This window comes from Novosphingobium sp. KA1, assembly GCF_017309955.1.
GTDB lineage: Bacteria > Pseudomonadota > Alphaproteobacteria > Sphingomonadales > Sphingomonadaceae > Novosphingobium.
Window position 1 is genome coordinate 879,920 of record NZ_CP021247.1, and the last position, 22,379, is coordinate 902,298.

Sequence of the window (22,379 nt, forward strand, 5' to 3'; positions counted from 1 at the left end):
AACATGACCGAACTCGAAACCGCGATCGAAGCCGCCTGGGAAGCGCGCGACACCGTGACCCCCGCCAGCGAAGACGTGCGCAAGCGCGTCGACGAAGCGCTCGGCCTGATCGAATCCGGTGCCGCCCGCGTCGCCGAACCGGACGGCAACGGTAGCTGGAAGGTCAACCAGTGGCTGAAGAAGGCGGTCCTGCTCTCGTTCCGCCTCAACGACAACGCTCCCGTCGCCCACGGCGCCGGCGGCGCGCCCGCCTTCGACAAGGTGCCGGTGAAGTTCGACGGCTGGGCCGAGGAAGACTTCCGCAAGGCCGGTTTCCGCGTGGTTCCCGGCGCCGTCGCCCGCCGCGGCACCTACATCTCGAAGGGCGTCGTGCTGATGCCCAGCTTCGTGAACATCGGCGCCTATGTCGGCGAAGGCACCATGGTCGACACCTGGGCGACCGTCGGCTCCTGCGCGCAGATCGGCAAGAACGTGCACATCTCGGGCGGCGTCGGCATCGGCGGCGTGCTTGAGCCGCTGCAGGCCGGCCCGGTCATCATCGAGGACAACTGCTTCATCGGCGCCCGTTCGGAAGTGGCCGAAGGCGTGGTCGTCGGCGAAGGCGCAGTGATCTCGATGGGCGTGTTCCTCGGCGCCTCGACCAAGATCGTCGACCGTGCGACCGGCGAAGTCCACATCGGCAAGGTTCCGCCCTACTCGGTGGTTGTCCCCGGCTCGCTGCCCGGCAAGCCGCTGCCCGACGGCACCCCCGGCCCGTCGCTCTACTGCGCGGTGATCGTCAAGACCGTCGACGCGCAGACCCGCTCGAAGACCGGCATCAACGAACTGCTGCGCGACTGATCCCGCCGCCAGTACACGATGCGGAAAAAGGGCCGGATGCCGACGCATCCGGCCCTTTTCCTTTTCCCCTGCCCCGACACGGAACGCGAGGCGGCCCCGGCGCGTTTCCCCCCGGAACGCCACTGGTGAAAACCATTGGCATTGCGGGAGCAGCGACATGGAAATTCCCTGCCCGGCCCTGGCGACGGTCGATCTCGACCGCTACATCGCGGCCCAAGCCTCCACTTATGCAGGTGCCCTTGCCGAACTCGAGCGCGGCGAGAAGTCCAGCCACTGGATGTGGTTCGTCTTCCCCCAGATCATCGGGCTCGGACAGAGCGAAAACGCCCGCCGCTATGCCATCACCGGACTGCCCGAGGCCCATGCCTATCTGGCCCACCTGCTGCTCGGTGCCCGGCTGGACGAGTGTACCGACGTGATGCTCGGCTGGGCCGCAGAGCGCAGCGCAGGCGCGATCCTGGGCGAGGTGGACGCGATGAAGTTCCGCTCCTCGATGACCCTGTTCGAGGCGGCGGGCGGCGGCGATCGCTACTCCCGCGCGCTGGATGCCTTCTGCGGGGGCCAGCGCGACGCGCGCACGCTGGACGTGCTCGCCATGCCCGCGCCGCTTCCCGGCTAGGCGGTGATTTCATCCGGTCGGAAAAGGCGCCGAGAAGCCGGGAACCGGCTGGCGCCCTGTGGCGTTCCCGGATTGGCCCGTGATGCAGCGAGGCCCGGTGGCCATCCCTGCATGCGCGAAGCGCGGCCCCTCGTCGGTCCGCCGGCCTTCGGGAGAGCCATGATGCAACGCGTTGGCGACGAAGTTCACCTCGATGACGATGAAGCACGCTCGGGCAGCACCCCGCATGTCGTGCGCTGGATGCTGATCTTCGGCCTGCTGCTGGCGGTGCTGGCGATGTCGGCGATCTGGATCACCCGCGCGATCCACGAGCAGCCGCGCCAGGGTGATCCGGTCACGGCCGAGGAACACGCCCTCGGCAGCTGAGGCAAAGCGGCATTCAGAAGGCGGTCGGCGATTCGATCGGCGGGTCTGCCCGGTGCGCCGCCGCATAAGCTTCGGCCGCTTTCATCACCCGCAGCATGTTGCCGCTGGCGATCTTTTCGAGATCGGCCTGCGAATGGCCGCGCCGCGCCAGTTCGGCGAACAGCGCCGGATAGGTCGAGACATCCTCCATGCCGACGACCGTTGTGCCCACCCCGTCGAAGTCGCCGCCGAGGCCGACATGGTCGATCCCTGACACGGCCACGATATGGTCGATGTTGTCGGCCACGTCCTTGATCGAGCCGCGCGGCATCGGATGCGCGGCTTCCCAGTCCTTCAGCCCCTTCGCCGCCGCCTCGGGCTCGCCGAGGTAAAGCGCGTCGAGCCGTGCCTTCTCGCCGGCCCGCGCGGCGTTCCACTGGCGCGTCTCCTCGACCACGTACGTCGGGAACACGTTGACCATGATGATGCCCCCGTTCGCGGCCAGCGCCTTGAGCACGGTATCCGAGGCATTGCGGGTATGGTGGTTGATCGCGCGTGCATTCGAATGGCTGAAGATCACCGGCGCCTTGGCCACGGCCAGCGTGTCCATCATGGTCGCCTCGCTGGTGTGGCTGAGGTCTACCAGCATGCCGATGCGCTGCATCTCGCGTACCACGTCACGGCCGAAATCGGTGAGGCCATCGTGCTCGGGCTTGTCGGTGGCGCTGTCCGCCCAGGGGGTGTTCTTGAAGTGGGTCAGCGTCATGTAGCGCGCGCCGAGCGCATACATCTGGCGCAGCACCCCCAGCGAACCGCCGATCGAATGGCCGCCCTCCATGCCGATGAGCGAAGCGATCCTCCCCGCTTTCATCGCCTTCTCGACATCGGCAGCGCTGGTGGCGAGTTGCATGTCGCCGGGATAGGCTGCGACCAGCCGCCGGGTCACGTCGATCTGCTCCAGCGTCGCCTGCACCGCATGCTGATCGTCGAGCGCCGCCGAGACGTAGACCGACCAGAACTGCGCGCCGACATGGCCCTTGCGCAGCCGCGCAAGGTCGGTGTGCATGGCCTGCTCGTCCTTCGCGGGATCGGCGGTCCTGGTGGTGTCACGAAAGTCGAAACCCGCCAGCACGTCCTTGCGACGTTCGCGCAATTGTTCGGGGACGTCGTTGTGCCCGTCCCATACCGGCGCGGCGCGCAATGCAGCCTCGGCAACCTGTTCGGGGGTCGGCGCGGCAAGAGCCGCAGGAGCGGACATCGTCGCGGCCAAAGCCAGGCTAACGCCCGCCAGCCGAAGGTTCCGGTACTTTGCCATCATTGCCCCCTGTTGCGACCTCACTGCCCAAACCTTGCGGGCCGGGCAGAAGAAAACGACAGGCAGGCCATTTGTGCAAGTGCAGCAATGCGAAAAATACATGATCGGGCTGGGAAATCCGCCGCAGGAGGAAAAAGGAGCCGTCGGCGAAGGCGCGAGGCGGGCGCGACCTCCCGTTCTCGTTCTACCTTATCCAGCGCGGATCGCCCCCCGACGACCACACGGACCAAGCACCGACGGCTCCCGGTAAAATGGCGAATTCTCGCCATCCCCTAGGACAAATTCTGTTCGAGACCGTTTACCCCGGCCATCCCTTGCGGATCGACCTATAGGTACACTCCCTTGATCACTGGTTAAAACTCTGAGCGCACAGGGCAAGAGGGCGGCCGATTAAAATAATGTAAGCCTGGAACCAAATGGCACCCAATGTGCATCGCCCTGGCGGGTTTCGCGGCCTGGCTTGATCGCCCCGCAGGCGCGGCCTAGCCCTTGGGCATGGGAGAGTTCGACTACATCGTCGTGGGCGGCGGCAGTGCCGGCTGCGTGCTGGCCAACCGCCTCAGCGCCGACCCGAACAACCGGGTCCTGCTGCTCGAAGCCGGCGGGCAGGACAATTACATCTGGATCAAGGTCCCGGTCGGCTACCTCCACTGCATCGGCAATCCGCGCACCGACTGGTGTTATACGACGCAGGCCGAACGCAATCTCGGCGACCGCGCGCTCAGGTATCCTCGCGGGCGGGTGCTGGGCGGCTGCTCGTCGATCAACGGCATGATCTACATGCGCGGTCAGGCGGCCGACTACGAAGGGTGGCGGCAGGCGGGCAATCCCGGCTGGGGCTGGGACGACGTGCTGCCGCTGTTCAAGCGCGCGGAGGACCACTTCGAGGGCACCGGCCCCTTCCACGGCAGCGGCGGCGAGATCCGGGTCGAACGGCAGCGGCTGCGCTGGGACATTCTCGAGGCTTTCCGTGCCGCCTGTCTCGAACAGGGCATTCCGGCGAGCGAGGATTTCAATACCGGCGACAACAACGGCGCGGGGTTCTTCGAGGTCACCCAGCGAAGCGGCTGGCGCTGGAGCGCGGCGGACGCCTTCCTGAAGCCGGTACGCAGCCGTGCCAATCTCAAGGTCGAGACCGGCGCGCTGGTCGACCGGGTGGTGTTCGAGCACGGCCGCGCGGTCGCGGTGGACTATACCCTGGGCGGCGCCATCCGCTCGGCGCGGTCCCGCGGCGAAGTGGTGCTGGCGGCAGGCGCGATCGGCTCGCCGGCGATTCTCGAGCGCAGCGGCCTTGGCGATGCGGCGCGGCTGTCCGCCATGGGTATCGTGCCGCTGCTCGACCGGCCCGAAGTCGGCGGCAACCTGCAGGACCACCTGCAGCTGCGCTGCGCCTGGCGTGTCAGCGGCGTGTCCACGCTCAACCAGCGGGCCGCGACGCTATTCGGCAAGGCACTGATCGGGCTCGAATATGCGCTCCGCCGCAGCGGGCCGATGGCGATGGCGCCGAGCCAGCTCGGGGTCTTCACCCGCAGCGACCCGCACTATGCGACGCCCAACCTCGAATACCACGTCCAGCCGCTCAGCCTCGAGGCCTTCGGCGGCGCGCTCGATCCGTTCCCCGCCTTCACCGCCAGCGTCTGCAACCTGCGGCCGGAAAGCCGGGGCTCGACCCATATCGCCGGCGCCGACCCGGCGCTGGCCCCGCAGATCCGTCCCAACTACCTCTCGACCGAAGAGGACCTGCGTGTCGCCGCCCAGGCGATCCGCCTGACCCGCGCGATCGTCACCCGGCCGGCGCTGGCCCGCTTCACGCCCGAAGAGCTGCGCCCCGGCATCGGCTTCCAGAGCGAGGAAGACCTGCGTCAAGCCGCGGGCATGATCGGCACCACGATTTTCCATCCGGTCGGCACCGCTGCGATGGGCCGTGTCGTCGACCCGCGCCTCAAGGTGCGGGGCGTCGACGGCCTGCGGGTGATCGACGCTTCGGTGATGCCGACGATTACCTCGGGCAACACCAATGCGCCGACGATGATGATCGCCGAAAAGGGCGCCGAGATGCTGCTGGAAGACGCAAAACACCAGGCCGCTTGAAGATTCGCCGCAGGCGAATTTTGCGGCACCGGCCCTCTCCCTCACCCAGCCTCCCGCGAGTTTACCCTGTTGGGAGGCTGGATGGGGTAGAGGGCCGGTGCCGCGCCCAAAATGGCCCTCCGGGCATTTTTCAAACAAATTCTCAGGCCAGCAGTGCCCGCGTGCGCGCCACCACTTCGCCCACATAGTCCTTTGCCGCCTCGAACCCGAGCGCGGCTTGCGGCAGCGTCACGTCGATGCCCAGCGTCTTGCCGCGCGGCAAGGCGTCGACGAATTCGCGCAAGGGCAAGTCGCCCTCGCCGGGGATCAGGCGCGGGCTGCGCGAATCGCCTTCGGCATTGCCGGAAAGCGCCCCGTCGCAGATGCGGGCATGACCGACCAGCGCGGCGTCCAGCTCGGCGATCTGGCGCACCGTCCCGCCGGTGCGGAAGAAGTGCAGCGCGTCAATCGTGAGGCTGACCTTGTCCTCGCCGATCTCGTGCACGAGTTCGAGCGCTTCGGGCAGGCTGCGGATCGTCAGCACCGGGGCGAAGATGATCGACAGGTCCATGCCGCGCTCCTGCGCCATGGTGGCCAGTTCGCCCAACTGGTCACGCGCGCGCGCGCGCTCGAGCCCGTTGTCGTGCGCCGAGATGCGCTTGGCGCCGATCTCCGCGAACAGATCGAAGTCCCCCGCACGCTGGGCAGGGGAGACCAGATCGGAGGCGGCCACGCCCTCGCCCACCTTGATGCAGATCCCGGTTTCGGCCAGCGCCGCCCTGACCGCGCGCCGCAAGGCCGCATCCTCGCGCAGCGACCATGCGGGATAGCCCGTGTTGCTGCCCGCATCCTGCGCCAGCCCCAGCGAGACCCGCGTGCAGCCCAGTTCGGCAGCCAGCCGGATATGCTCGACCGGTCCCATTCCGGCGACCGTGCGCGACTCGATACCGAGCGGATGGGGCATTATCGGATCCTCTCGTCCCTCATGGACCGTAAGACTTGTGAACCTTGCAGTGCACTGCAATGCTTCCCAATATCGTGCCCCGCGAGCCAATGCACGCATGAAAGGATTGCATGCCCGATCCCGCTCCTATCCCCGCCCAACTCCCCTCCCAGATCATCGCCCGGCTCGGCCTCGAACCGCACCCCGAAGGCGGCTGGTATCGCCAGACCTGGCGGGCGGAAACGGCAACGGAAGGGCAAGGCGGTCGCCCCACGGCCACGGCGATCTATTTCCTGCTGGAAGAGCACCAGCGCTCGCACTGGCACCGGGTAGACGGTGCCGAACTGTGGTTCTGGCATGCCGGAGCCCCGGTCGCGCTGCTGACCGCCCCCGGCGATCGGGGCCCGGTCACGCGCACCGTGCTGGGTTCGCAGGTCCTGGAAGGCGAGGCCGGACAGGCGCTGGTCCCGACCGGTCACTGGCAGGCCAGCGAACCGATCGGCGGCTGGGCCCTGGTGAGCTGCGTGGTATCACCCGGCTTTCACTTCGGCGGCTTCGAACTTGCCGCTCCGGGCTGGGCCCCCGGGCAGACGCCGGGCGTTCCGGCGCAACGCTGATCCGCCGACCGAACAGCCGCCGCCGCTGTCCACCCGCAAGCGGGGCCCTCAGCCGCGAATGGCGGGCCGCAAACGCAGCGCCAGCATGATCGCCAGCGGCCAGAACAGGGTTGCCGCGATATCGCCCAGGGTATCGGGCCAATTCCACGAACCGTGGGCAAGACGGTCGACATATTCGTTGATGCCTTCCGCCAGGGCCACCACCAGGAACGGCGCTGGCGTACTCAGCTTGCGGCGCACGATCATCGCCGCCAGCAACCAGATGGCCAGCCCTGCATAAGTATGCGCGAACTTGTCGGGAGAGGGACATTGGCTGACGATCCAGCTGATCAGCCGCTCATATTGGTGAACCAGTTCCATGGCGCAGGCTTATGCTGCACAGCAGCATTCCGGTCCAGAGCATGCCGACCTGCCCTGTGCATGACACGCCGTCTTACCCCCAGCCGCTCCCCGAAAAGAGACCCTGAAAAGAGGCCCTGATGCCACAAGGCGCGCCGGATTTCTCCGCCGCGCCTTGTCCTTCTCCCCAAGCCTCGGCTCGGCGCCCCGGTTGTCCGGGTGCGCGAGTTGCAAACTAGAGCGCCACCCTGCGCTGCATGCGGGCAAGCGCCCGATCGATGGCATCACGCGCGGCGCCCGCCACGGTACCCGAAACCACCCGGTAGACGATCCGCCCCCCTTCCAGCGAATAGGCCACGGTCGCCATGTCGTCGTTGAAGCTCGACAGGTAGAGCGTGGGCTTGCGCTGGATGAGGGCGAGATCGTCCGCTCGGGGAACCAGGGTATCGCGCAGGAGATAGGCGCCGGTCATTGCCGTTTCGGGATTGGACACCTCCGAGACCGCCCCTTCGGACAGGGCCGGCAGCGGCACTGCGGCAGACAGGTCCCGCGCCTGGACGGACATGGTTGTCGCCAGCGCGAAGGCCACGAGGCCCACCTGCAATGCTGCCAGGAATCGCTTCATGACATCATCCTCTTCCAGTGGCGGTACCGTTCGTGCGGCCCGCCTTGTCCTGAGCGGCGACCATACCAGCCGGCAGCACAATTCCAAAGCGCTGTTTGCCATGGCTGCCGCTTCCGGCGTCATCCGTTCGGAGCAGTGGCCGCCTCTCCTCATCCCGCCACCGGCCGCAAAACCTGCCCTGTCCGCCGATCCTCGACCGATCCGGCCGGGCACCGTCATGACAGTTGCCGCGTTTCGTGAGAGCTTTCTCCCACCCGCGCCGGTTCCAGCGTTGGGCGCAGCAGCAAAAGGACCTTGCGATGACCACCAATTCCGCCTCCGCCCGCTACGAAGGACTCGGCAAGGACGGCAAGGGTTCGATCACCACCCGCTCTGGCGTGCTGTCGGACCAGCCCTACGGCTTCGGCACGCGCTTCGAAGGCAAGCCCGGCACCAATCCCGAGGAACTCATCGCCGCCGCCCATGCCGCCTGCTTCACGATGGCAACCAGCTTCGGCCTCGCCAAGGCGGGCTTTTCCGAAGGCACGCTGGACACCCAGTGCACGGTAACGCTCGATCAGGCCGATGGCGGCTTTGCCGTCACCCGGTCGGCGCTGGTGCTCAAGGGCGCGATCCCCGGCATTTCGGCGGAAGACTTCGCGCGGATCGCCGAGGAGGCCGAGCAGAACTGTCCGATCTCCAAGCTGCTGGACTGCGAGATCACGCTGGAAAAGTCGCTGGAAGGCTAAGGCCCACCGAAAAATGGAGCGTAAGGTCTGGCACCGGGAACGGCGCCAGACCCGGCTCACCCGGGAACGGCCAGTTGCCCCGGGCGTTGTGTCGGCGGAGGAGGGAGAACAGAGGACCGCCCTTGGCACACCGTACATCACTGACCGCCGGCGCCGTTGTCGCTGCGGCAGGCGCCATCACGCTAGGCGCGCTGACCGGCGCCGTTTTGCCCGCCGGAACCGATTCGGCTTCGGCCCGCTCCGATCGGCCTGCTCCGGCACAAGTGCGCCGCACCGCCGCGATTTCACACCAGCCTGCGCAAAGGGCGCTCGCCTCGAAGGGGACGTCACCAACTCCCCAGCCCCCGAGCGCCCCCGGGGACCGAGGCGCGAGCGCCCGGATCGAGCTTGCTCCCTAGGAAGCAGCGCCGGCAATGGGCGCGCGGTCGCTCGACGCGCAGCCCTTGCGCACGTCATCATCGATCTTGAGCATCGCGCTGAACGGGTAACGCTTGCCCGACATGCCGTCGCTGCACGGCCCCGGCCCGATTGCCAGCGTGAACGTGCGCGCCGGTTGCCCGCCTGCGCCGCCCTTGAACTCCCCGCTGTAGGATAGCCCGCCGCGTCCGGCAAAGCGCGAGACGCGGCCCTGTTCGCCATCGGGGCGTTCGGGCGTGCGGTAGGTCAGCACCTCGCCGCGAATCTCCGCGCTCCAGAACGGTTCGGTTCCGGCGATTCGCACCCCCTCGCCCGCTGCAATGCCATTCCATGGGTGGTGATCGTCGGCATCGCCGGGGACCGCGTTGGCGCCGCTGCGGTCGTGACATGCCCCCAGGAGCAGGCAGAACGCCAGTGCCGCGACCACCAGGCCCGGCTCACCGCCGCCGAAACGGCTGCGCTTCATGCAAGTATCGGATCGCATTGACATGCCGGAAGCCTAACCGGGCCACCGCACCCCCGCAAGAGACGCCCGATTGCACTTGGCGCATCCTGCGAAATGGGAGCAGATTGCCGCGCCCGGCACGAGAAAACCGTCCGTTTTTCCCGAAATGACACGGTTTGCACGGGTTAGAGGCTAAGCACATAACTTGTCGGAGTTTTTCCATACAGTTGCACTTTTGTCAACACTGGTGGCATTTGTTGCCATTGCGAACAACTCCCGCGCAACACATGTTGCACTGCAACAAGATAAGAGATGCCCCGAGGCAATCTCCCGCTTCTTGAGAAAAAGGATTTTGCCATGTTCAAGACTGTCTTTGCCGGTGCCGCCGCTCTTGCCGCCGTTTTCGCCACCTCTGCCCAGGCCGAAGACGCCCGCAGCTTCTCGCATGACGGCGTTCACTACAACTACACCACCGCCCAGAAGGGCAAGGTGACCGTGATCTCGGGCACCGCTTCGGGCCAGGTTCCGTTCCGCCTCTACGTCAGCGGCAACCGCGTGACCGGCACCTACAACTCGCGCAACGTCGACTTCCGTCTGGCCGACGCCCGCAACGCCCTCGCCACCGAGCAGGCTGCCGCCCTCACCCAGTAAGGGGAGGCGCCGCTGACGCCCCTCCCGGGCCGGCCAGCGCAGCCACGAGGTTTAAAAAAGGCCGCCGCTCCCATGGGAACGGCGGCCTTTTTGCATGTCCGGTCGCTCACGCGGCTCCGGACCGGAAGACCAGACGCACTTCAATGCCGCCGGTCGAGCAGGGCCTTGTGGGAGACGAGGCGGATTTCGAGATCGCCGTCGTCGTCAACCCCGTGGGTCTCGCCGATCCGGGCCCGCAGCACGGCGATCTCGTCCTCGCCGAGATCCGCGCCGATCGGGTAGCGGGCGATCACCAGCCCATCGACGACATCGACCACGCTGAAGTGGCTCGACAGGCAGGCCGCCGCCAGGGCATCGAGGTCCAGCCCTTCCGCCAGGCTCCAGGTCTTGCCCTCGCGCGAGCGGATCTCCTTGCGGCAAAACCGGCAGGTACACAGCACCGAGCCGTCTTCCTCCCGCCGTCGCCGTCCCTCGGGCTGGTGAGCGCCCTTGAACCAGCAAGGTGTCATCGCAAAGCTGTCGCGCCGTGTGTACATCTTCTAAAATACCCTCACGGATTGAACTTAATCGTTTCACAAGGCCTCTTGCCGTGCGGTTATAGGCGGCATGCGGAACTATGCGGAGCCCGGGAGCGCGCCTGCCATGGCGCCTTTCCATTCACCGCACCGACAGGGCAGGCGGGCTACCCGCCTTGCCGCAAGCCAGGGCATGCAGACGGGACGCAAGTGATTATGGGTGCAGGTAAATGGATGGTTCTGCTGCTGGTGGCGGGAGGTGGCGCCGGCGTAGGACTGGGTGTCGTCGCCAGCGGCCTCACCGCCGGGCCGCTGCGTCAGTGGACCGAGCGCTTCGGCCAGCATGACACGGCGCAAGGCAGCGACTTCGTGCGCTTCGAAGGCGCCGGCGGCGATGCCGCGCGCGATCGCGGCAGCCCGCACGGTCACGGCTACGACGACGAACAGGGCTATCCGCTCGAAGGCAGCGGCGAGGACTTCGCCTATGCCGCGCCGCCCGGCGCTCCGGCCTTCCAGCAGGCGCCGCCGCCGGACCAGATGATGATCCTGCAGGGGCCGGACGGACGTTACCGCCCGATGGGCTGGGCAGATCGCGACGACCCTGGCGACGACCGGGACGACAATGCCGATGCCCCGCCGGGCTTCCGCCAGCGCCAGTTCACACCGGTACCGCAAGCCCTGCCACTCTCTCGCTCGCCCGCCGCGCGCCTGCCTGCCTCACCCCCGCTCGACGATGCCGCTGCGGCCGCGGCCGCCCGCGCCCGCGCCGCCGCCGACGAAGTGACCGCCGCCGAACACGCGACGAGCTAGGCCGTAAACTCATCCATGAATGCCCGCAGGGTCATTTCCAGGGCTGCGCCAGCCCGCCCCTAACCCAGCGTCAGGAAGATCTCCGCCTCGATCACCCAGTCGCCGCCCGCCTCGCGCCATTTGGCGACATAGCTGCCCGAAGCGGTAGTGGTGCCTGCTGCATCGCGGCCCTGCCAGGCGCCGTATTCCATGGCGATCGGCAGTGCCGGCGAGATCTCCAGGCGTTCGGGCGCGCGGACATAGACCATGCGCCCGTCGCCCGCGAACTCGCGGCGCCAGACTTTCACCTGCCCCATGCGCCCGGCAATCACCGCGCTGTCGGTGCCCGTCACCATGACGCAGTCGCGTGCGAGGATCGGACCGATCGCAGCCGCATCGCCATCGGCTATCGCCCGGTTGAAGGCAGCGCGGCGCGCGCGGATCGCCAGTTCGGCGGAAACATCGGCGGAAGCACGGTTTGTCGGGAGGTCTGTGGCCATGCCCGCCTTGTGCCAGCCGGCGCACGGTGTTTCCAGTGCGACGGAGCGTCTCGCCCCTGCCACTCTCCGCAATATGGCGGCGCTTTCTGTTAAGGGCGGGTTACAAAACCCGCGTCCATGGGCTAGAGAGCGCTCGGACCGCTCGGTCCGTAAAAGGGATCTGCACCTAGAAAATGGCCAAGAATACCGGCCGGAGCCGCTCGCCCGGCGAGCCCTCCTCGAATCCGAACCGCTCGAAACCGCAGCAATCGTCGTTCCTCGGCCGTCTTGCGCGGCGCGTGGCCATCTGGGGCGGCGCACTGGTCCTGCTGGCCGCGATCGGCCTTGGCACCGCGGTTGCCGTGACGATGAGCCAGTTGCCCGCCTTCGACGCGCTCAAGAGCAGCCAGAACGGCCAGATGATCGTCGTGCGCGCGCGTGACGGCAGCGAACTCGTCTCGCTCGGGCCGAGCTATGGCAAGTGGCTGAGCTACAACGAGATCCCGCCGGTCATGCGCGGTGCGATGGTCTCGGTCGAGGATCGCCGTTTCCGCGAGCATATCGGCATCGACGCGCTTGGCCTGGTGCGCGCGGTCTACGTCTCGCTGACCACCGGTGGCCGCGCCAAGGCCACCTCGACGATCACCCAGCAGCTTGCCCGCAACGTGTTCCTCAACAACAGCCGCTCGATGACCCGCAAGGCCCGCGAAGCGGTGCTGGCACTGGCGCTGGAACGCAAGTTCTCCAAGGACCAGATCCTCGAACTCTATCTCAACAAGGTCTATTTCGGCGGCGGCGCCTATGGCATCGACGCGGCCAGCCGCAAGTTCTTCGGCCACCCCGCCACCGAACTGTCGACTGCCGAGGCCGCGATCATCGCCGGTCTGGTGAAGGCGCCTTCGAACTACTCGCCCACGGCAGACCTCGACGCCGCCAAGTCGCGCGGCGAAGTGGTGCTCGGCCTGATGGTCAAGAACGGCGCGATCACGCAAGCAGACGCCGATCGGGCCGACATCGCCGACGTTGCCGTGGTCCACGAAAAGGGCCAGAATTCGGTCCGCTACTTCACCGACTGGGCGCTGCCCCAGCTCGACATGCTGCTGCCCGACACCAACGAGCCGATCGAGGTCTGGACCACGCTCGACCCGAAGATGCAGCAGGCCGCCACCAGTTCGATCGCCGCCAATGCCCCCAAGGGGGCGCAGGGCGCACTGGTCAGCCTTGACCGCGACGGCGCCGTGCTCGCCATGGTCGGCGGCACCGACTACGTGAACTCGAACTATAACCGCGCCACCAATGCCGTGCGCCAGCCCGGTTCGTCGTGGAAGCTGTTTGTCTATCTCTCGGCGCTCGAAGCCGGCTACACCCCCGACGACCGGGTGATGGACGAACCGGTCACCATCGACGGATGGAGCCCGCAGAACGACGGCCGCAACTTCGCCGGCCAGATCGATATCCGCACCGCCTTTGCCTATTCGAAAAACACCGTCGCCGCCCAGCTCGGCAGCGAAGTGGGCTTCGGCACGGTTGCCTCGATGGCGCGCCGCTTCGGCATCACCACTCCGATCAACACCAAGCCGGCGATGGTGCTGGGCACCTCCGAAGTGCGGGTGATCGACATGACCCGCGCCTTCGCGGCGATCTCCGCCGGTGGCACCTCGGTCGAGCCCTACGGCATCGTCAAGGTCACCACCACCTCGGGCGAAGTGCTCTACCAGCACAAGTCGGCGCGCGGCCAGGTCCTCGTGCCGCCCAACGTGGCTGCCGAGATCACCGACCTGCTGCAGACAACGGTTGCCACCGGCACCGGCCGCGCCGCGCAGATCGGGCGCCCGGTGGCGGGCAAGACCGGCACCACCAGCTCGAACAAGGACGGCTGGTTCCTCGGCTTCTCCAGCGGCATCACCACCGGCGTGTGGATGGGCCGCGACGATGCCAAGCCGGTGCGCGGGCTCTCCGGCGGCCATGCCCCGGCGCGCGCCTTTGCCGACTACATGAAGGTTGCCGTCTCGAACCGCCCGGTCGAGCAGTTCCAGACCGAAGTGAAGCTGCCCGAATGGCAGCTGGAACCCGACGACGAAGCCCTGCAGGGCAGCCCGGACGACTATTACTACGTCGACGAGAACGGCAACGTCGTCCATCCCGGCGCCAATGGCGAGCAGGGCGACGACCAGCCCCGCTACGAGGATGGCAGCGTCGGTCCGGGCCCCGGCCCCGGTGCCCCGCAGATGCCCGACTACGGCCCCGGTGCGGCATCGGCTCCTGGCCAGCGTACGCCCAGTAACGGTGGCGGCGGTTCCGGCAACGGCTCCGGCTCCGGTAGCGTGCCACCTGCCGCCAGCCCCGACTTCCTCAACCGTGCCACCGGGCGCTCTTCCTCGGAAGAAAGCCAGCGCACGCGCCAGAGCCCGGCCAACACCAACGCCCCGCGCGCCGTCCGCACCCCGGCGCCGGAACGCACCCCAGGCGCCTGACGCCGGATTGGCCAGACGATCACGACACACGAAAAGGGGCCGGAAATCCGGCCCCTTTTTTTATACGCTGGTGCGCCCGCTGCCGGGGCTCAGCCCTGCGCCTCGGGCGTGAAGTCCAGCGAGGCGCTATTGATGCAGTAGCGCAGGCCGGTCGGCGCGGGGCCATCGGGAAACACGTGGCCAAGGTGTCCCTCGCACCTGGCGCAGCGCACTTCGGTACGGATCATGCCATGCGAGGTATCGATATGCTCGTCGATCGCACCGGCCTCGGCAGGCGCGGTGTAGCTCGGCCAGCCGCAGCCGGAATTGAACTTGTCGTCCGACTGGAACAGCGGCGCCCCGCAGCCTGCGCAAGTATAGAGCCCGGCCTGCTTGTTGCCGTCGTACTTGCCGGTGAAGGCGCGCTCGGTGCCGGCCTCGCGCAGCACATGATACTGCTCGGGGCTCAGCTTCTCGCGCCACTGCGCATCGGTGAGGTGGATCTTGTCGGTCATCGGCGTCTCCTTGAGCGCGCATATGGGAGGGCGGGGCCCGCCTTTCCAGTCTCCTTCAATGGCGATGCACCATCGCTGTGCTAGAAGAAGGTCTGGAACCGCTTGAGGAAACACCATGCGCGAACCGCGTGAACGGGGACCGCCCGCTCTCGGCCCCGGTCTGATCTGGGGCATCGAATTCACGCCTGAGGGCAACCGCGCGGTGGAAGACTGCAACAGCCCCCATGACGGCCGCCTGCGCTGGCTGCATCTCAACCTTGCCGATCACGGCACCCGCCTGTGGGTGGAGACCACGCCCGAATTGCCCGCCGCCGCGCGCGAGGTCCTGCTCTCGCAGGACCGCCACCAGCGCGCGCTGGTCGATCCCGTCACCGTTGCCTGCGTGCTGCACGATTTCGAGCGCGATTTCGATAGCGAGGACACCGGCCGGATCGGCGCGCTGCACATGGCACTGACCGGCAACCTGATCGTCTCGGCGCGCCATCATCCGGTCGGCTCGGCGGACATCGTCCATCGCCGCCTCAGCGGAAGCGAGATGGCGATGACGCCGCCGCGCGCGCTCGACATGATGGTGAGCGCGATGCTGGAGAACTTCGGCCGCGTGATCGCCCGCCTCTCGGGCGAAGTGCAGGCCGCCGAGGACGCGCTGGTCGAAGACCGCCCGGTGCCCGGCAGTCACCGCCTGCTTGACGTGCGCCGCCGCCTCGCCCAGCTCCACCGGATGCTCGACGGCATGAAAAGCGTGTTCCGCCGGCTCGAAATCGACGATGACCTGCCCGCCGACATGCTGCCCACGGTCGAGAAACTCTCGCAGCGGGTACAGGGCGTGGGCGGCGACATCATCAGCGTGCTCAACCAGTTGCGCTCGGTGCGCGACGAGATCAACGACCAGTCGAACCAGCGGGTCAACCAGAACCTCTACCTGCTTTCGGTCATGACCGCGCTGATGCTGCCCGCCACGCTGGTGACGGGCATCTTCGGCATGAACACCGGCGACCTGCCGCTGGTCGGCCACCACGGCACCGTCGGCGCCACGGTGCTGGCGGCCGGATCGGCGCTGGCGACCTTCCTGTTCCTCAGGGGGCGCGGGTTCTTCCGTTAGAGTCTGTTTGAAAAATACCCGAAAGGGCATTTTTAGAGCGGCACCAGCCCGCTCCCCCACCCGAGAACCCGGAAAACGTGAAAAACCGGAAACTCAGAGCGTCTCGTAGAGCGCCAGCATCCGCTGCCACGCCCTGTCTGCCGCATCGGGATCCCACGAGGGCGAATCGGGCACGCACCAGCCATGGTCGGCAGGATAGACCTCGACTTCGGCGGGCCGGTTCGCAGCGGCTGCGGCCCTCTGCAGTTCGGTCTTCTGGTCGGGCTGCCTGGCGTCGTCATTGCGGGCGATGGCAAAGAGGAACCCGGCCCGCGTCCTGGCGATCAGGCGGTGCGGACTGTCCGGCGCATCGCTCACCAGCCCCGCCCCGTGGAGCGAGGCCGCCGCGCGCACATGGACAGGTTCGGCAGCGGCGGCGCGCACGGCGAAAGGACCGCCCATGCAATAACCATGACTGCCGATGCCGCGCTTGCCGTCGACCGCAGGATCGCCCCGCAGGAAGGCGACATAGGCCCTGGCATCGCGGGTGATCGCATCGGGGGTCAGCGCCGCGCGCAGCGGCGCGACCTTGGCCTGGCCTTCCGCCGTGCGGTAGTCCGAAAAACTCTCGAAGGTTGGCGCCGGGCCGCCGCGATAATAGGGGTTCACGCATAGCACCGCGTAGCCTTCCGCCGCGAGCCTGCGCGCCATGATCTTCTTCGTCTCCCGCAGCCCCGCAATATCGGGCCACATGATCACACCCCCATGCGCGCCTTTGGCCGGGTGCACAAAAAAGGCGTCCGCCACCCCGTCGTCGGTGGTGATCGAGACCATCTTTTCCTGCACGTCGCTGCCGGCGGACTTGGGACCGAGCCCGGCGGCGCAGCCTGCCAGTGCGATGCTGGCGCCCAGCGCGGAAAATTCGCGGCGATTGAGCCCGCGGCGGGCGAGGTTGGCCTCTTCGGCCTCGGCGGTGAAGTCGTCACACATCGAAAGGGCGGGTCCGCTGCTGCTTCGAGGAAGACGCCGAGGCTAGCCCGCGGCAAGGCCGATGACCAGCCCCGGCCTGGCTTTCGACAGCAGAATCAATCGGCCTCAGTCAGTGCGCCATGGAAGTTGAGCTCGATGTTCACCGCATTGGGATCGACCAGGAAGATCTGCGCGAGCCCAAGTGCGGGATGTTCGTTCACTCGGTGCGGCAGGCCGAGCGCCGCGATCCGTGCGCGCATCTCCGCGTAGCCCGAGCAGCGCAGCGCGAAATGGTGAAGCGCATTGGTCGGCTCACCGGGGCGATAGGCGTCGTAGCGCCCGCGCGCGGTCGTGCGGTCGACCAGATGGACAACCGCGTTGCCCTCGCCGTCGCGCATCCAGTAACCGGCAATATGCGCGGCGACGGTCGGGTTGGGGCTGCGGGAGAGGCCTAGCACGTCCTCGTAGAAACGGGCCGTGGCCTCCAGGTCGTCGGTCAGGACATTGACATGATCGATACCGCTGACCGCCATAAAACCCTCTTACCCTCTGAACACGACCGTCCGCGAGCCGTTCAGCAGCACGCGGTCCTCAAGATGCAGCCGCACCGCCTCGGCCAGCACGCGCCGCTCGATGTCGCGGCCCTTGCGCACCATGTCCTCGGGCGTGTCAGCGTGAGTCACGGCTTCCACATCCTGATGGATGATCGGCCCTTCGTCGAGGTCGGCGGTCACGTAGTGCGCCGTTGCCCCGATCATCTTCACCCCGCGCGCATGCGCCTGGTGGTAGGGCTTGGCGCCCTTGAAGCCGGGCAGGAACGAGTGGTGGATGTTGATGCAGCGGCCCGAGAGAAACGCCGCCATCTCGTCGGACAGGATCTGCATGTAGCGGGCCAGCACCACGAGTTCGGCGCGGGTCTCGTTCACCAGCGCGCGGATCTGCGCTTCCTGCGCGGCCTTGGTGTCCTTCGTCACCGGCAGGTGATGGAACGGCACGTCGCCGATCATCAGCGAACTGATCGCCTCGCGCGGGTGATTGGAAACGATGCCGACGACCTCCATCGGCATCTCGCCGATGCGCTGGCGATAGAGCAGGTCGGCAAGGCAGTGGTCGAACTTACTGACCAGCAGCAGCACCCGGCGCGGCCGGTCGCGGCGGGTCATCGACCAGGCCATGCCGTATTCATGCGCGATCGGGCCGAAACCCTCGCTGAATTCCTCGCGGTTGGCGGTGCCCGGATCGAAGGCGACACGCATGAAGAACTTGTCTTCATCGAGGTCGTTGAACTGCTGCGCCTCGATGATGTTACCCCCGGCCTGGGCAAGATAACCGGTCACCCGGGCAACGATGCCCGGGCGATCGGCGCAGGACAGCGCAAGGACCAGCGGCTGCGACTTCGCTTCAGGCATCGCGGCAGGCCTCAGGCAGCGGCGCGGCTGGCGAGCGCCGCTTCGGATTCGGCCATGAGTGCGGCGATGATGTCGGCCACCGGCTCTTCCTTGCTGACCATGCCGACCGACTGGCCGGCCATGATCGAGCCGTTCTCGACGTCACCCTCGATCACCGCGCGGCGCAGCGCACCGGCCCAGAAGTGTTCGATCTTGAGCTGGGCCTCGCCCATGTCCACTTCACCGGCGTCGAGCAGGCGCGCCACTTCGATCTGCTTGGCGGTGAACTCCTCGGTGCCCTTGTTCTTGAGCGCGCGCACCGGGATCACCGGCAGGCGCGGGTCGACCTGGACCGAGGCCACGGCATCGCGGGCATTGGCGCGGAAGAAGGCCTTCTTGAAGTCGGGGTGTGCGATCGATTCGCTGGCGCAGGCGAACCGGGTGCCGAGTTGCACGCCCGCTGCGCCCATCTCGAGGTAACCGGCCATCGCCTCGCCGCGGCCGATGCCGCCGGCCACGAACACCAGATGCTCCTCGGCCAGCGCCGGCAGGATTTCCTGGGCCAGCACCGACGTCGAGACCGGGCCGATGTGGCCGCCCGCTTCCATGCCCTCGATCACCAGGGCATCCGCGCCCGAACGCAGCAGCTTCTTGCCCAGCGCCAGTGTCGGTGCAAAGCAGATGACCTTGGCGCCCGATTCCTTGATCGCCTCGACACTGCCCTTGGGCGGAATGCCGCCGGCCAGCACGACGTGGCTGACACCGTGCCTGGCGCAGACCTCGATCAGTTCGAAAAGCTGCGGGTGCATGGTGATCAGGTTGACACCAAAAGGCTTGTCGGTCAGGGCGCGCGTCCCGGCGATCTCCTTGTCGAGAAGCTCGGGATTCATCGCCCCGCAGGCGATCACGCCGAAACCGCCGGCATTGCTGATCGCCGAAACCAGATTGCGTTCGGAAACCCAGGACATGGCGCCGCACAGGATCGCGTATTCGCTGCCAAGAAATTCACGGCCCCGCGCCATCAGCGCGGCGGTCTTAGAGGTGGCGGCCATCGATGCTCCCATAGCCCGCAGTCATAAACGAGCCTGCGCCATAGGATGAGGAATGCCGCCGCACAAGCGGCAGCACCCGCACCGCCCCCACTTCCGCCCGTCTATAATGCCTTTTGATCGATCAAAACCTCCGGACACCCCCTATGTCGAAAGCCTCCCGCCGCAGCGCCCTGCTCCAGCCCTCGAGCCTGTTCCTCCTCACGCTGGCCGCCGTTTCCGGCCTGGTGATCGCCTGGCTGGCAATCGAGCGCGTGCAAACCGCTACCCCAGCAGCCGAGATCGCCGTCCCCCAGGACACCTCGCTGCGCTTCGCAGCCCTGCCGCAAAGCGCACGCAGCGCCCTTCTCGACATCGAGGTCTCCGCCGCCCGCACGGCTACCCGCCTCGACGACAAGCATGAAGACCGCGCCCTGGCCACCGCCCAGCTTGCCACGCTGGCCGGCTCGGTGGACGGACTGGGCGAAGGCGTGCCGGCGCCCATGCGCGAGACGATCGCGGCGGGAATCGCCCGTGCGCGCGATGCCGCGGCGCAGGGCGAGACCGAAGAGGCCGCCCGCATCCTGAACGACCTGAGCACACGCATGGCGGCCGCGCGCTCGGCCTGAGCGGATCAGCCTGACCGGGCGGGGTGCTGCTTCCCGTCGTCCCTACGACTTAGGTGGCACTTGATCTGGCCCCCCCATGGTGAGAGCCATGGGGGGATGGATGCCAGAACTCTCTACGCAGCCCGCCTGACCACCGCCGACAGAGCGGTCGAGGCGATCGCCAGCAACAGCGACCTTGCCATGGGCATGGTCGTGGCCGAACCCCCTGCCCTGCTTGCCGCGCTTGCCCGCCGGGCCGAAGCGGGGACGCTCACCGGCCTGCGTGTCTGGTACCTGCTTTCGCAGGCCCACGCCGGATCGACGATCCTGCGCCGCGACCTGCTCGGCCGCATCCGCCCGCAATGCCTGTTCATGAGCGGGGTGGAACGCGCCCTCATCAAGGCCGATCCCTCCACCCAAGCACTGATTGACTTCATTCCCACGGCCTTCAGCGGATCGCCCCGCGTGATGCGCGACGAAGTGGGCATGGATGCCTGCGTGCTGGCCGTCTCGCCGATGGACGCCGACGGCTATTTCAGCTTCGGTGCCGCCAACGACTATACCTCCGCTGCCGCCCATAGCGCGAAGACGGTGATCGTGGAGGTCAATCCGGCGATGCCGCGCGTCGCGTGCCCGGCGCCGCTGCACATCTCGCAGGTCACCGCCGTGGTCGAGAACCATGTCCCGTTGCTCGGCTTCGGAGAAGCCGAGGCCGCGCCCGAGGACGAGGCCATCGCGGCGCTGATCGCGGAAATGATCGATGACGGCGCCTGCCTGCAGATGGGCATCGGCAACCTGCCCGGCGCTGTCTGCCGCCGCATCGCCAACCGGCGCGACTTGGGCATCCATACCGAACTGCTCACTCCGGCCCTCGCCCGTCTGGCGCAGCAAGGGGCGGTCACCAATCGCCTGAAGACGACGCAGCCGGGCCTCAGCGTCTATTCCTTCGCCATGGGCGACGATCCCTTCTACCGCTGGCTGAACGCCAACCCCCATGTCTATTCGATGCCGGTGGACGTGGTGAACGATCCCGCCGTGATCGCCCGGAACGACAAGGTGGTCTCGGTCAACGCGACGATCCAGGTCGACCTGCAGGGCGCCTGCAATTCCGAATTCATGGGCGGCCAGCAGCATTCGGCTGCCGGCGGCCAGCTCGACTTCGTGCGCGGGGCCAATGCGTCGAAAGGCGGGGTCTCGGTGATCGCCTGCCGCTCGACAGCAAAGGGCGGCACCGTCAGCCGCATCGTGCCCCGATTGGACGGCCCGGTGACGACGCCGCGCAACGATGTCCACTGGATCGTGACCGAGCACGGCGCCGCCAACTTGCGCGGCAAGTCCTTGCGTCAGCGGGCGGAACTGCTGATCGGGCTCGCCGATCCGAAGTTCCGGGATGAACTGGCCAAGGCACTCTGAAGCGACCAAAAACGGGCCTCACTTAACTGACCTCACCTAAAACCATCCGTCGCCCCCGCGAAGGCGGGGGCCCCGCTTACCTTTAGCCACGCCTGAAGAACAAGCGGGATCCCCGCCTTCGCGGGGATGACGAGGTTGGAATGGGACGGGTGAAGCGCGGGATTCCCTTTCCGGAGTAGAAAGTGGGGAGCAGGGAGTACGAGGCAATCAGATCGCCGTCGCGCCCAGACGCTCCACCCAATCGGCATGACGCTTCTTGAGTTCGCGCTCCCAGCCGAGGCCGATCTTCTCGGCGTCCACCACTTCCATCACTTCGAAGGCAAAGGCCGCTGCCCCGTGCGTGTTCCATGCCTCCTGCAACGAACGCTGCGGCGTGGAACCCAGCCGCAAGGTGAAGAACACCCGGTTGCGGATCGCCGGAAGGTTCGGCGTGCGACCCACCCACACCTCTTCGCTGGCGTTGCAGCGCAGCGCGTAGACGCCCGGCTCGGGTTTGCGTTCGCGATATTCGGCAAGCGCGGCCTTGCGATCGGCACGATCCATGATTCGATTCCCTGAAGTCATTTTTACCCGGATAAATTGACCGGGCCGCGATTTCAATTTACCCGGACAAAAATAGTTCAGGACCCCTTCCATGACGCAGACCTGCACCGCCTTCCTCGGCACCACCCGCTTGGCGCGCGGAACGCCCGCCGAGCTGATCGCCACTCTTTCAGGACAGGAACAAGGCGTGCTGGTGTTCGACGACGCCACCGGAAGACCTGTCGATCTCGACTGGCGAGGCGCTGCGCCCATCCCGGAGGAAAGCGAAGCACCGCGCCGTCGCGGCCGCCCGAAACTCGGCGTCACCGCCCGCGAAGTGACCTTGCTGCCCCGCCAGTGGGACTGGCTGGCCCGGCAACCCGGCGGCGCCTCGCAGGCCCTGCGCCGGCTTGTCGACGAGGCGCGCAAGGCTGACGGCGGCCGCACCGCGAAACGCGCCGCCCACGAACGCGCCTACCGCGTTATGTCCGCGCTCGGCGGAGACCTGCCCGGTTTCGAGGAAGCGAGCCGCCTGCTCTTTGCAGACAAGCTGGAAGAATTCGCCGCCGCCATGGCCGCATGGCCGGCAGACTTGCGCGATCACGTCCTCGAACTCGCGCAGCCATCTCAGGAAGACTGATACGAAAAAGGCGGCGCTACTTGCG

At 67.2% G+C, this 22,379-nt stretch carries 26 protein-coding genes; 13 read left to right on the forward strand and 13 right to left on the reverse strand.

The window, feature by feature from the left end:
- Window positions 1–3: 3 nt before the first annotated feature.
- The 3 genes from dapD (at window position 4) to CA833_RS04420 (ending at window position 1,825) form a co-directional block, all read left to right on the forward strand.
- The gene (gene dapD, locus CA833_RS04410; RefSeq protein WP_142632094.1) at window positions 4–840 is read left to right on the forward strand and encodes a 2,3,4,5-tetrahydropyridine-2,6-dicarboxylate N-succinyltransferase; all 837 of its coding nucleotides are present in this window, start codon (window positions 4–6) and stop codon (window positions 838–840) included.
- 157 nt (window positions 841–997) lie between these two features.
- On the forward strand, window positions 998–1,459 hold the full coding sequence (locus CA833_RS04415; RefSeq protein WP_142632093.1) for a DUF1810 domain-containing protein: 462 nt from the start codon (window positions 998–1,000) through the stop codon (window positions 1,457–1,459).
- A gap of 159 nt (window positions 1,460–1,618) precedes the next feature.
- Window positions 1,619–1,825 (forward strand): hypothetical protein, encoded by a 207-nt coding sequence (locus CA833_RS04420; RefSeq protein WP_242526267.1) that lies wholly within the window; start codon window positions 1,619–1,621, stop codon window positions 1,823–1,825.
- A 13-nt stretch (window positions 1,826–1,838) separates the two neighbouring features.
- Here the strand turns inward: CA833_RS04420 and CA833_RS04425 are convergent, their stop codons facing one another.
- Entirely contained in the window at window positions 1,839–3,119 is a 1,281-nt protein-coding gene (locus CA833_RS04425) for a dipeptidase (protein WP_207079945.1), read from the reverse strand.
- Between the two features lie 495 nt (window positions 3,120–3,614).
- On the opposite strand from CA833_RS04425, the gene CA833_RS04430 reads away from it, so the two are divergent.
- Window positions 3,615–5,210 (forward strand): GMC family oxidoreductase, encoded by a 1,596-nt coding sequence (locus CA833_RS04430; protein ID WP_207079350.1) that lies wholly within the window; start codon window positions 3,615–3,617, stop codon window positions 5,208–5,210.
- 142 nt (window positions 5,211–5,352) lie between these two features.
- On the opposite strand, the gene CA833_RS04435 is transcribed toward CA833_RS04430, so the two are convergent.
- Window positions 5,353–6,153 carry a sugar phosphate isomerase/epimerase gene (locus tag CA833_RS04435; protein ID WP_142632090.1) on the reverse strand — a complete coding sequence of 267 codons (801 nt, stop codon included), beginning with the start codon at window positions 6,151–6,153 and terminating at the stop codon, window positions 5,353–5,355.
- A gap of 110 nt (window positions 6,154–6,263) precedes the next feature.
- Here CA833_RS04435 and CA833_RS04440 point away from each other — a divergent pair, with 110 nt between their 5' ends.
- On the forward strand, window positions 6,264–6,749 hold the full coding sequence (locus CA833_RS04440) for a cupin domain-containing protein (RefSeq protein ID WP_207079351.1): 486 nt from the start codon (window positions 6,264–6,266) through the stop codon (window positions 6,747–6,749).
- Window positions 6,750–6,797: 48 nt separating this feature from the next.
- Here the strand turns inward: CA833_RS04440 and CA833_RS04445 are convergent, their stop codons facing one another.
- Window positions 6,798–7,109 carry a hypothetical protein gene (locus tag CA833_RS04445; protein ID WP_207079352.1) on the reverse strand — a complete coding sequence of 104 codons (312 nt, stop codon included), beginning with the start codon at window positions 7,107–7,109 and terminating at the stop codon, window positions 6,798–6,800.
- A gap of 214 nt (window positions 7,110–7,323) precedes the next feature.
- The gene (locus CA833_RS04450; protein ID WP_142632087.1) at window positions 7,324–7,713 is read right to left on the reverse strand and encodes a hypothetical protein; all 390 of its coding nucleotides are present in this window, start codon (window positions 7,711–7,713) and stop codon (window positions 7,324–7,326) included.
- A 299-nt stretch (window positions 7,714–8,012) separates the two neighbouring features.
- Here CA833_RS04450 and CA833_RS04455 point away from each other — a divergent pair, with 299 nt between their 5' ends.
- Window positions 8,013–8,441, forward strand: a complete 429-nt coding sequence (locus tag CA833_RS04455) for an OsmC family protein (RefSeq protein WP_142632086.1) — start codon at window positions 8,013–8,015, stop codon at window positions 8,439–8,441.
- A gap of 394 nt (window positions 8,442–8,835) precedes the next feature.
- On the opposite strand, the gene CA833_RS04460 is transcribed toward CA833_RS04455, so the two are convergent.
- Entirely contained in the window at window positions 8,836–9,324 is a 489-nt protein-coding gene (locus CA833_RS04460) for a COG3650 family protein (RefSeq protein WP_242526268.1), read from the reverse strand.
- Window positions 9,325–9,660: 336 nt separating this feature from the next.
- Between CA833_RS04460 and CA833_RS04465 the strand changes: the two genes are divergently transcribed.
- Window positions 9,661–9,954 carry a hypothetical protein gene (locus tag CA833_RS04465; protein ID WP_142632085.1) on the forward strand — a complete coding sequence of 98 codons (294 nt, stop codon included), beginning with the start codon at window positions 9,661–9,663 and terminating at the stop codon, window positions 9,952–9,954.
- A gap of 140 nt (window positions 9,955–10,094) precedes the next feature.
- Here the strand turns inward: CA833_RS04465 and CA833_RS04470 are convergent, their stop codons facing one another.
- The gene (locus tag CA833_RS04470) at window positions 10,095–10,490 is read right to left on the reverse strand and encodes a hypothetical protein (protein ID WP_142632084.1); all 396 of its coding nucleotides are present in this window, start codon (window positions 10,488–10,490) and stop codon (window positions 10,095–10,097) included.
- 195 nt (window positions 10,491–10,685) lie between these two features.
- Here CA833_RS04470 and CA833_RS04475 point away from each other — a divergent pair, with 195 nt between their 5' ends.
- Window positions 10,686–11,279, forward strand: coding sequence for a hypothetical protein (locus tag CA833_RS04475; RefSeq protein ID WP_207079353.1), 594 nt, complete (start codon window positions 10,686–10,688; stop codon window positions 11,277–11,279).
- Between the two features lie 59 nt (window positions 11,280–11,338).
- Here CA833_RS04475 and CA833_RS04480 read toward each other — a convergent pair whose 3' ends face one another.
- A complete protein-coding gene (locus CA833_RS04480) occupies window positions 11,339–11,758 on the reverse strand; it encodes a DUF4440 domain-containing protein (protein WP_207079354.1) in 420 nt (139 codons plus the stop codon).
- Between the two features lie 173 nt (window positions 11,759–11,931).
- Between CA833_RS04480 and CA833_RS04485 the strand changes: the two genes are divergently transcribed.
- Complete coding sequence (locus CA833_RS04485; protein WP_207079355.1) at window positions 11,932–14,211, forward strand: transglycosylase domain-containing protein; 2,280 nt, start codon at window positions 11,932–11,934, stop codon at window positions 14,209–14,211.
- 89 nt (window positions 14,212–14,300) lie between these two features.
- Here CA833_RS04485 and msrB read toward each other — a convergent pair whose 3' ends face one another.
- Window positions 14,301–14,705, reverse strand: a complete 405-nt coding sequence (gene msrB, locus CA833_RS04490; RefSeq protein WP_142632080.1) for a peptide-methionine (R)-S-oxide reductase MsrB — start codon at window positions 14,703–14,705, stop codon at window positions 14,301–14,303.
- A 115-nt stretch (window positions 14,706–14,820) separates the two neighbouring features.
- Between msrB and CA833_RS04495 the strand changes: the two genes are divergently transcribed.
- A complete protein-coding gene (locus tag CA833_RS04495; RefSeq protein WP_207079356.1) occupies window positions 14,821–15,807 on the forward strand; it encodes a CorA family divalent cation transporter in 987 nt (328 codons plus the stop codon).
- A gap of 93 nt (window positions 15,808–15,900) precedes the next feature.
- Here the strand turns inward: CA833_RS04495 and CA833_RS04500 are convergent, their stop codons facing one another.
- The 4 genes from CA833_RS04500 to CA833_RS04515 all read right to left on the reverse strand — a co-directional run bounded on the left by CA833_RS04500 (window position 15,901) and on the right by CA833_RS04515 (window position 19,195).
- Entirely contained in the window at window positions 15,901–16,776 is an 876-nt protein-coding gene (locus CA833_RS04500) for a dienelactone hydrolase family protein (RefSeq protein ID WP_207079357.1), read from the reverse strand.
- Between the two features lie 95 nt (window positions 16,777–16,871).
- A complete protein-coding gene (locus CA833_RS04505) occupies window positions 16,872–17,288 on the reverse strand; it encodes a VOC family protein (protein ID WP_142632077.1) in 417 nt (138 codons plus the stop codon).
- Between the two features lie 9 nt (window positions 17,289–17,297).
- Window positions 17,298–18,164, reverse strand: coding sequence for a formyltetrahydrofolate deformylase (gene purU, locus CA833_RS04510; protein ID WP_207079358.1), 867 nt, complete (start codon window positions 18,162–18,164; stop codon window positions 17,298–17,300).
- Between the two features lie 11 nt (window positions 18,165–18,175).
- Window positions 18,176–19,195, reverse strand: coding sequence for a nitronate monooxygenase family protein (locus CA833_RS04515; RefSeq protein ID WP_142632075.1), 1,020 nt, complete (start codon window positions 19,193–19,195; stop codon window positions 18,176–18,178).
- Between the two features lie 143 nt (window positions 19,196–19,338).
- Between CA833_RS04515 and CA833_RS04520 the strand changes: the two genes are divergently transcribed.
- Both CA833_RS04520 and CA833_RS04525 read left to right on the forward strand, forming a co-directional pair.
- Entirely contained in the window at window positions 19,339–19,800 is a 462-nt protein-coding gene (locus tag CA833_RS04520; RefSeq protein WP_207079359.1) for a hypothetical protein, read from the forward strand.
- A 96-nt stretch (window positions 19,801–19,896) separates the two neighbouring features.
- A complete protein-coding gene (locus tag CA833_RS04525; RefSeq protein WP_207079360.1) occupies window positions 19,897–21,192 on the forward strand; it encodes an acetyl-CoA hydrolase/transferase family protein in 1,296 nt (431 codons plus the stop codon).
- 207 nt (window positions 21,193–21,399) lie between these two features.
- Here CA833_RS04525 and CA833_RS04530 read toward each other — a convergent pair whose 3' ends face one another.
- Window positions 21,400–21,735, reverse strand: a complete 336-nt coding sequence (locus CA833_RS04530) for a GIY-YIG nuclease family protein (RefSeq protein ID WP_142632072.1) — start codon at window positions 21,733–21,735, stop codon at window positions 21,400–21,402.
- A 91-nt stretch (window positions 21,736–21,826) separates the two neighbouring features.
- Here CA833_RS04530 and CA833_RS04535 point away from each other — a divergent pair, with 91 nt between their 5' ends.
- Window positions 21,827–22,354, forward strand: coding sequence for a DUF2239 family protein (locus tag CA833_RS04535; protein WP_207079361.1), 528 nt, complete (start codon window positions 21,827–21,829; stop codon window positions 22,352–22,354).
- The last annotated feature ends 25 nt before the right edge of the window (window positions 22,355–22,379 follow it).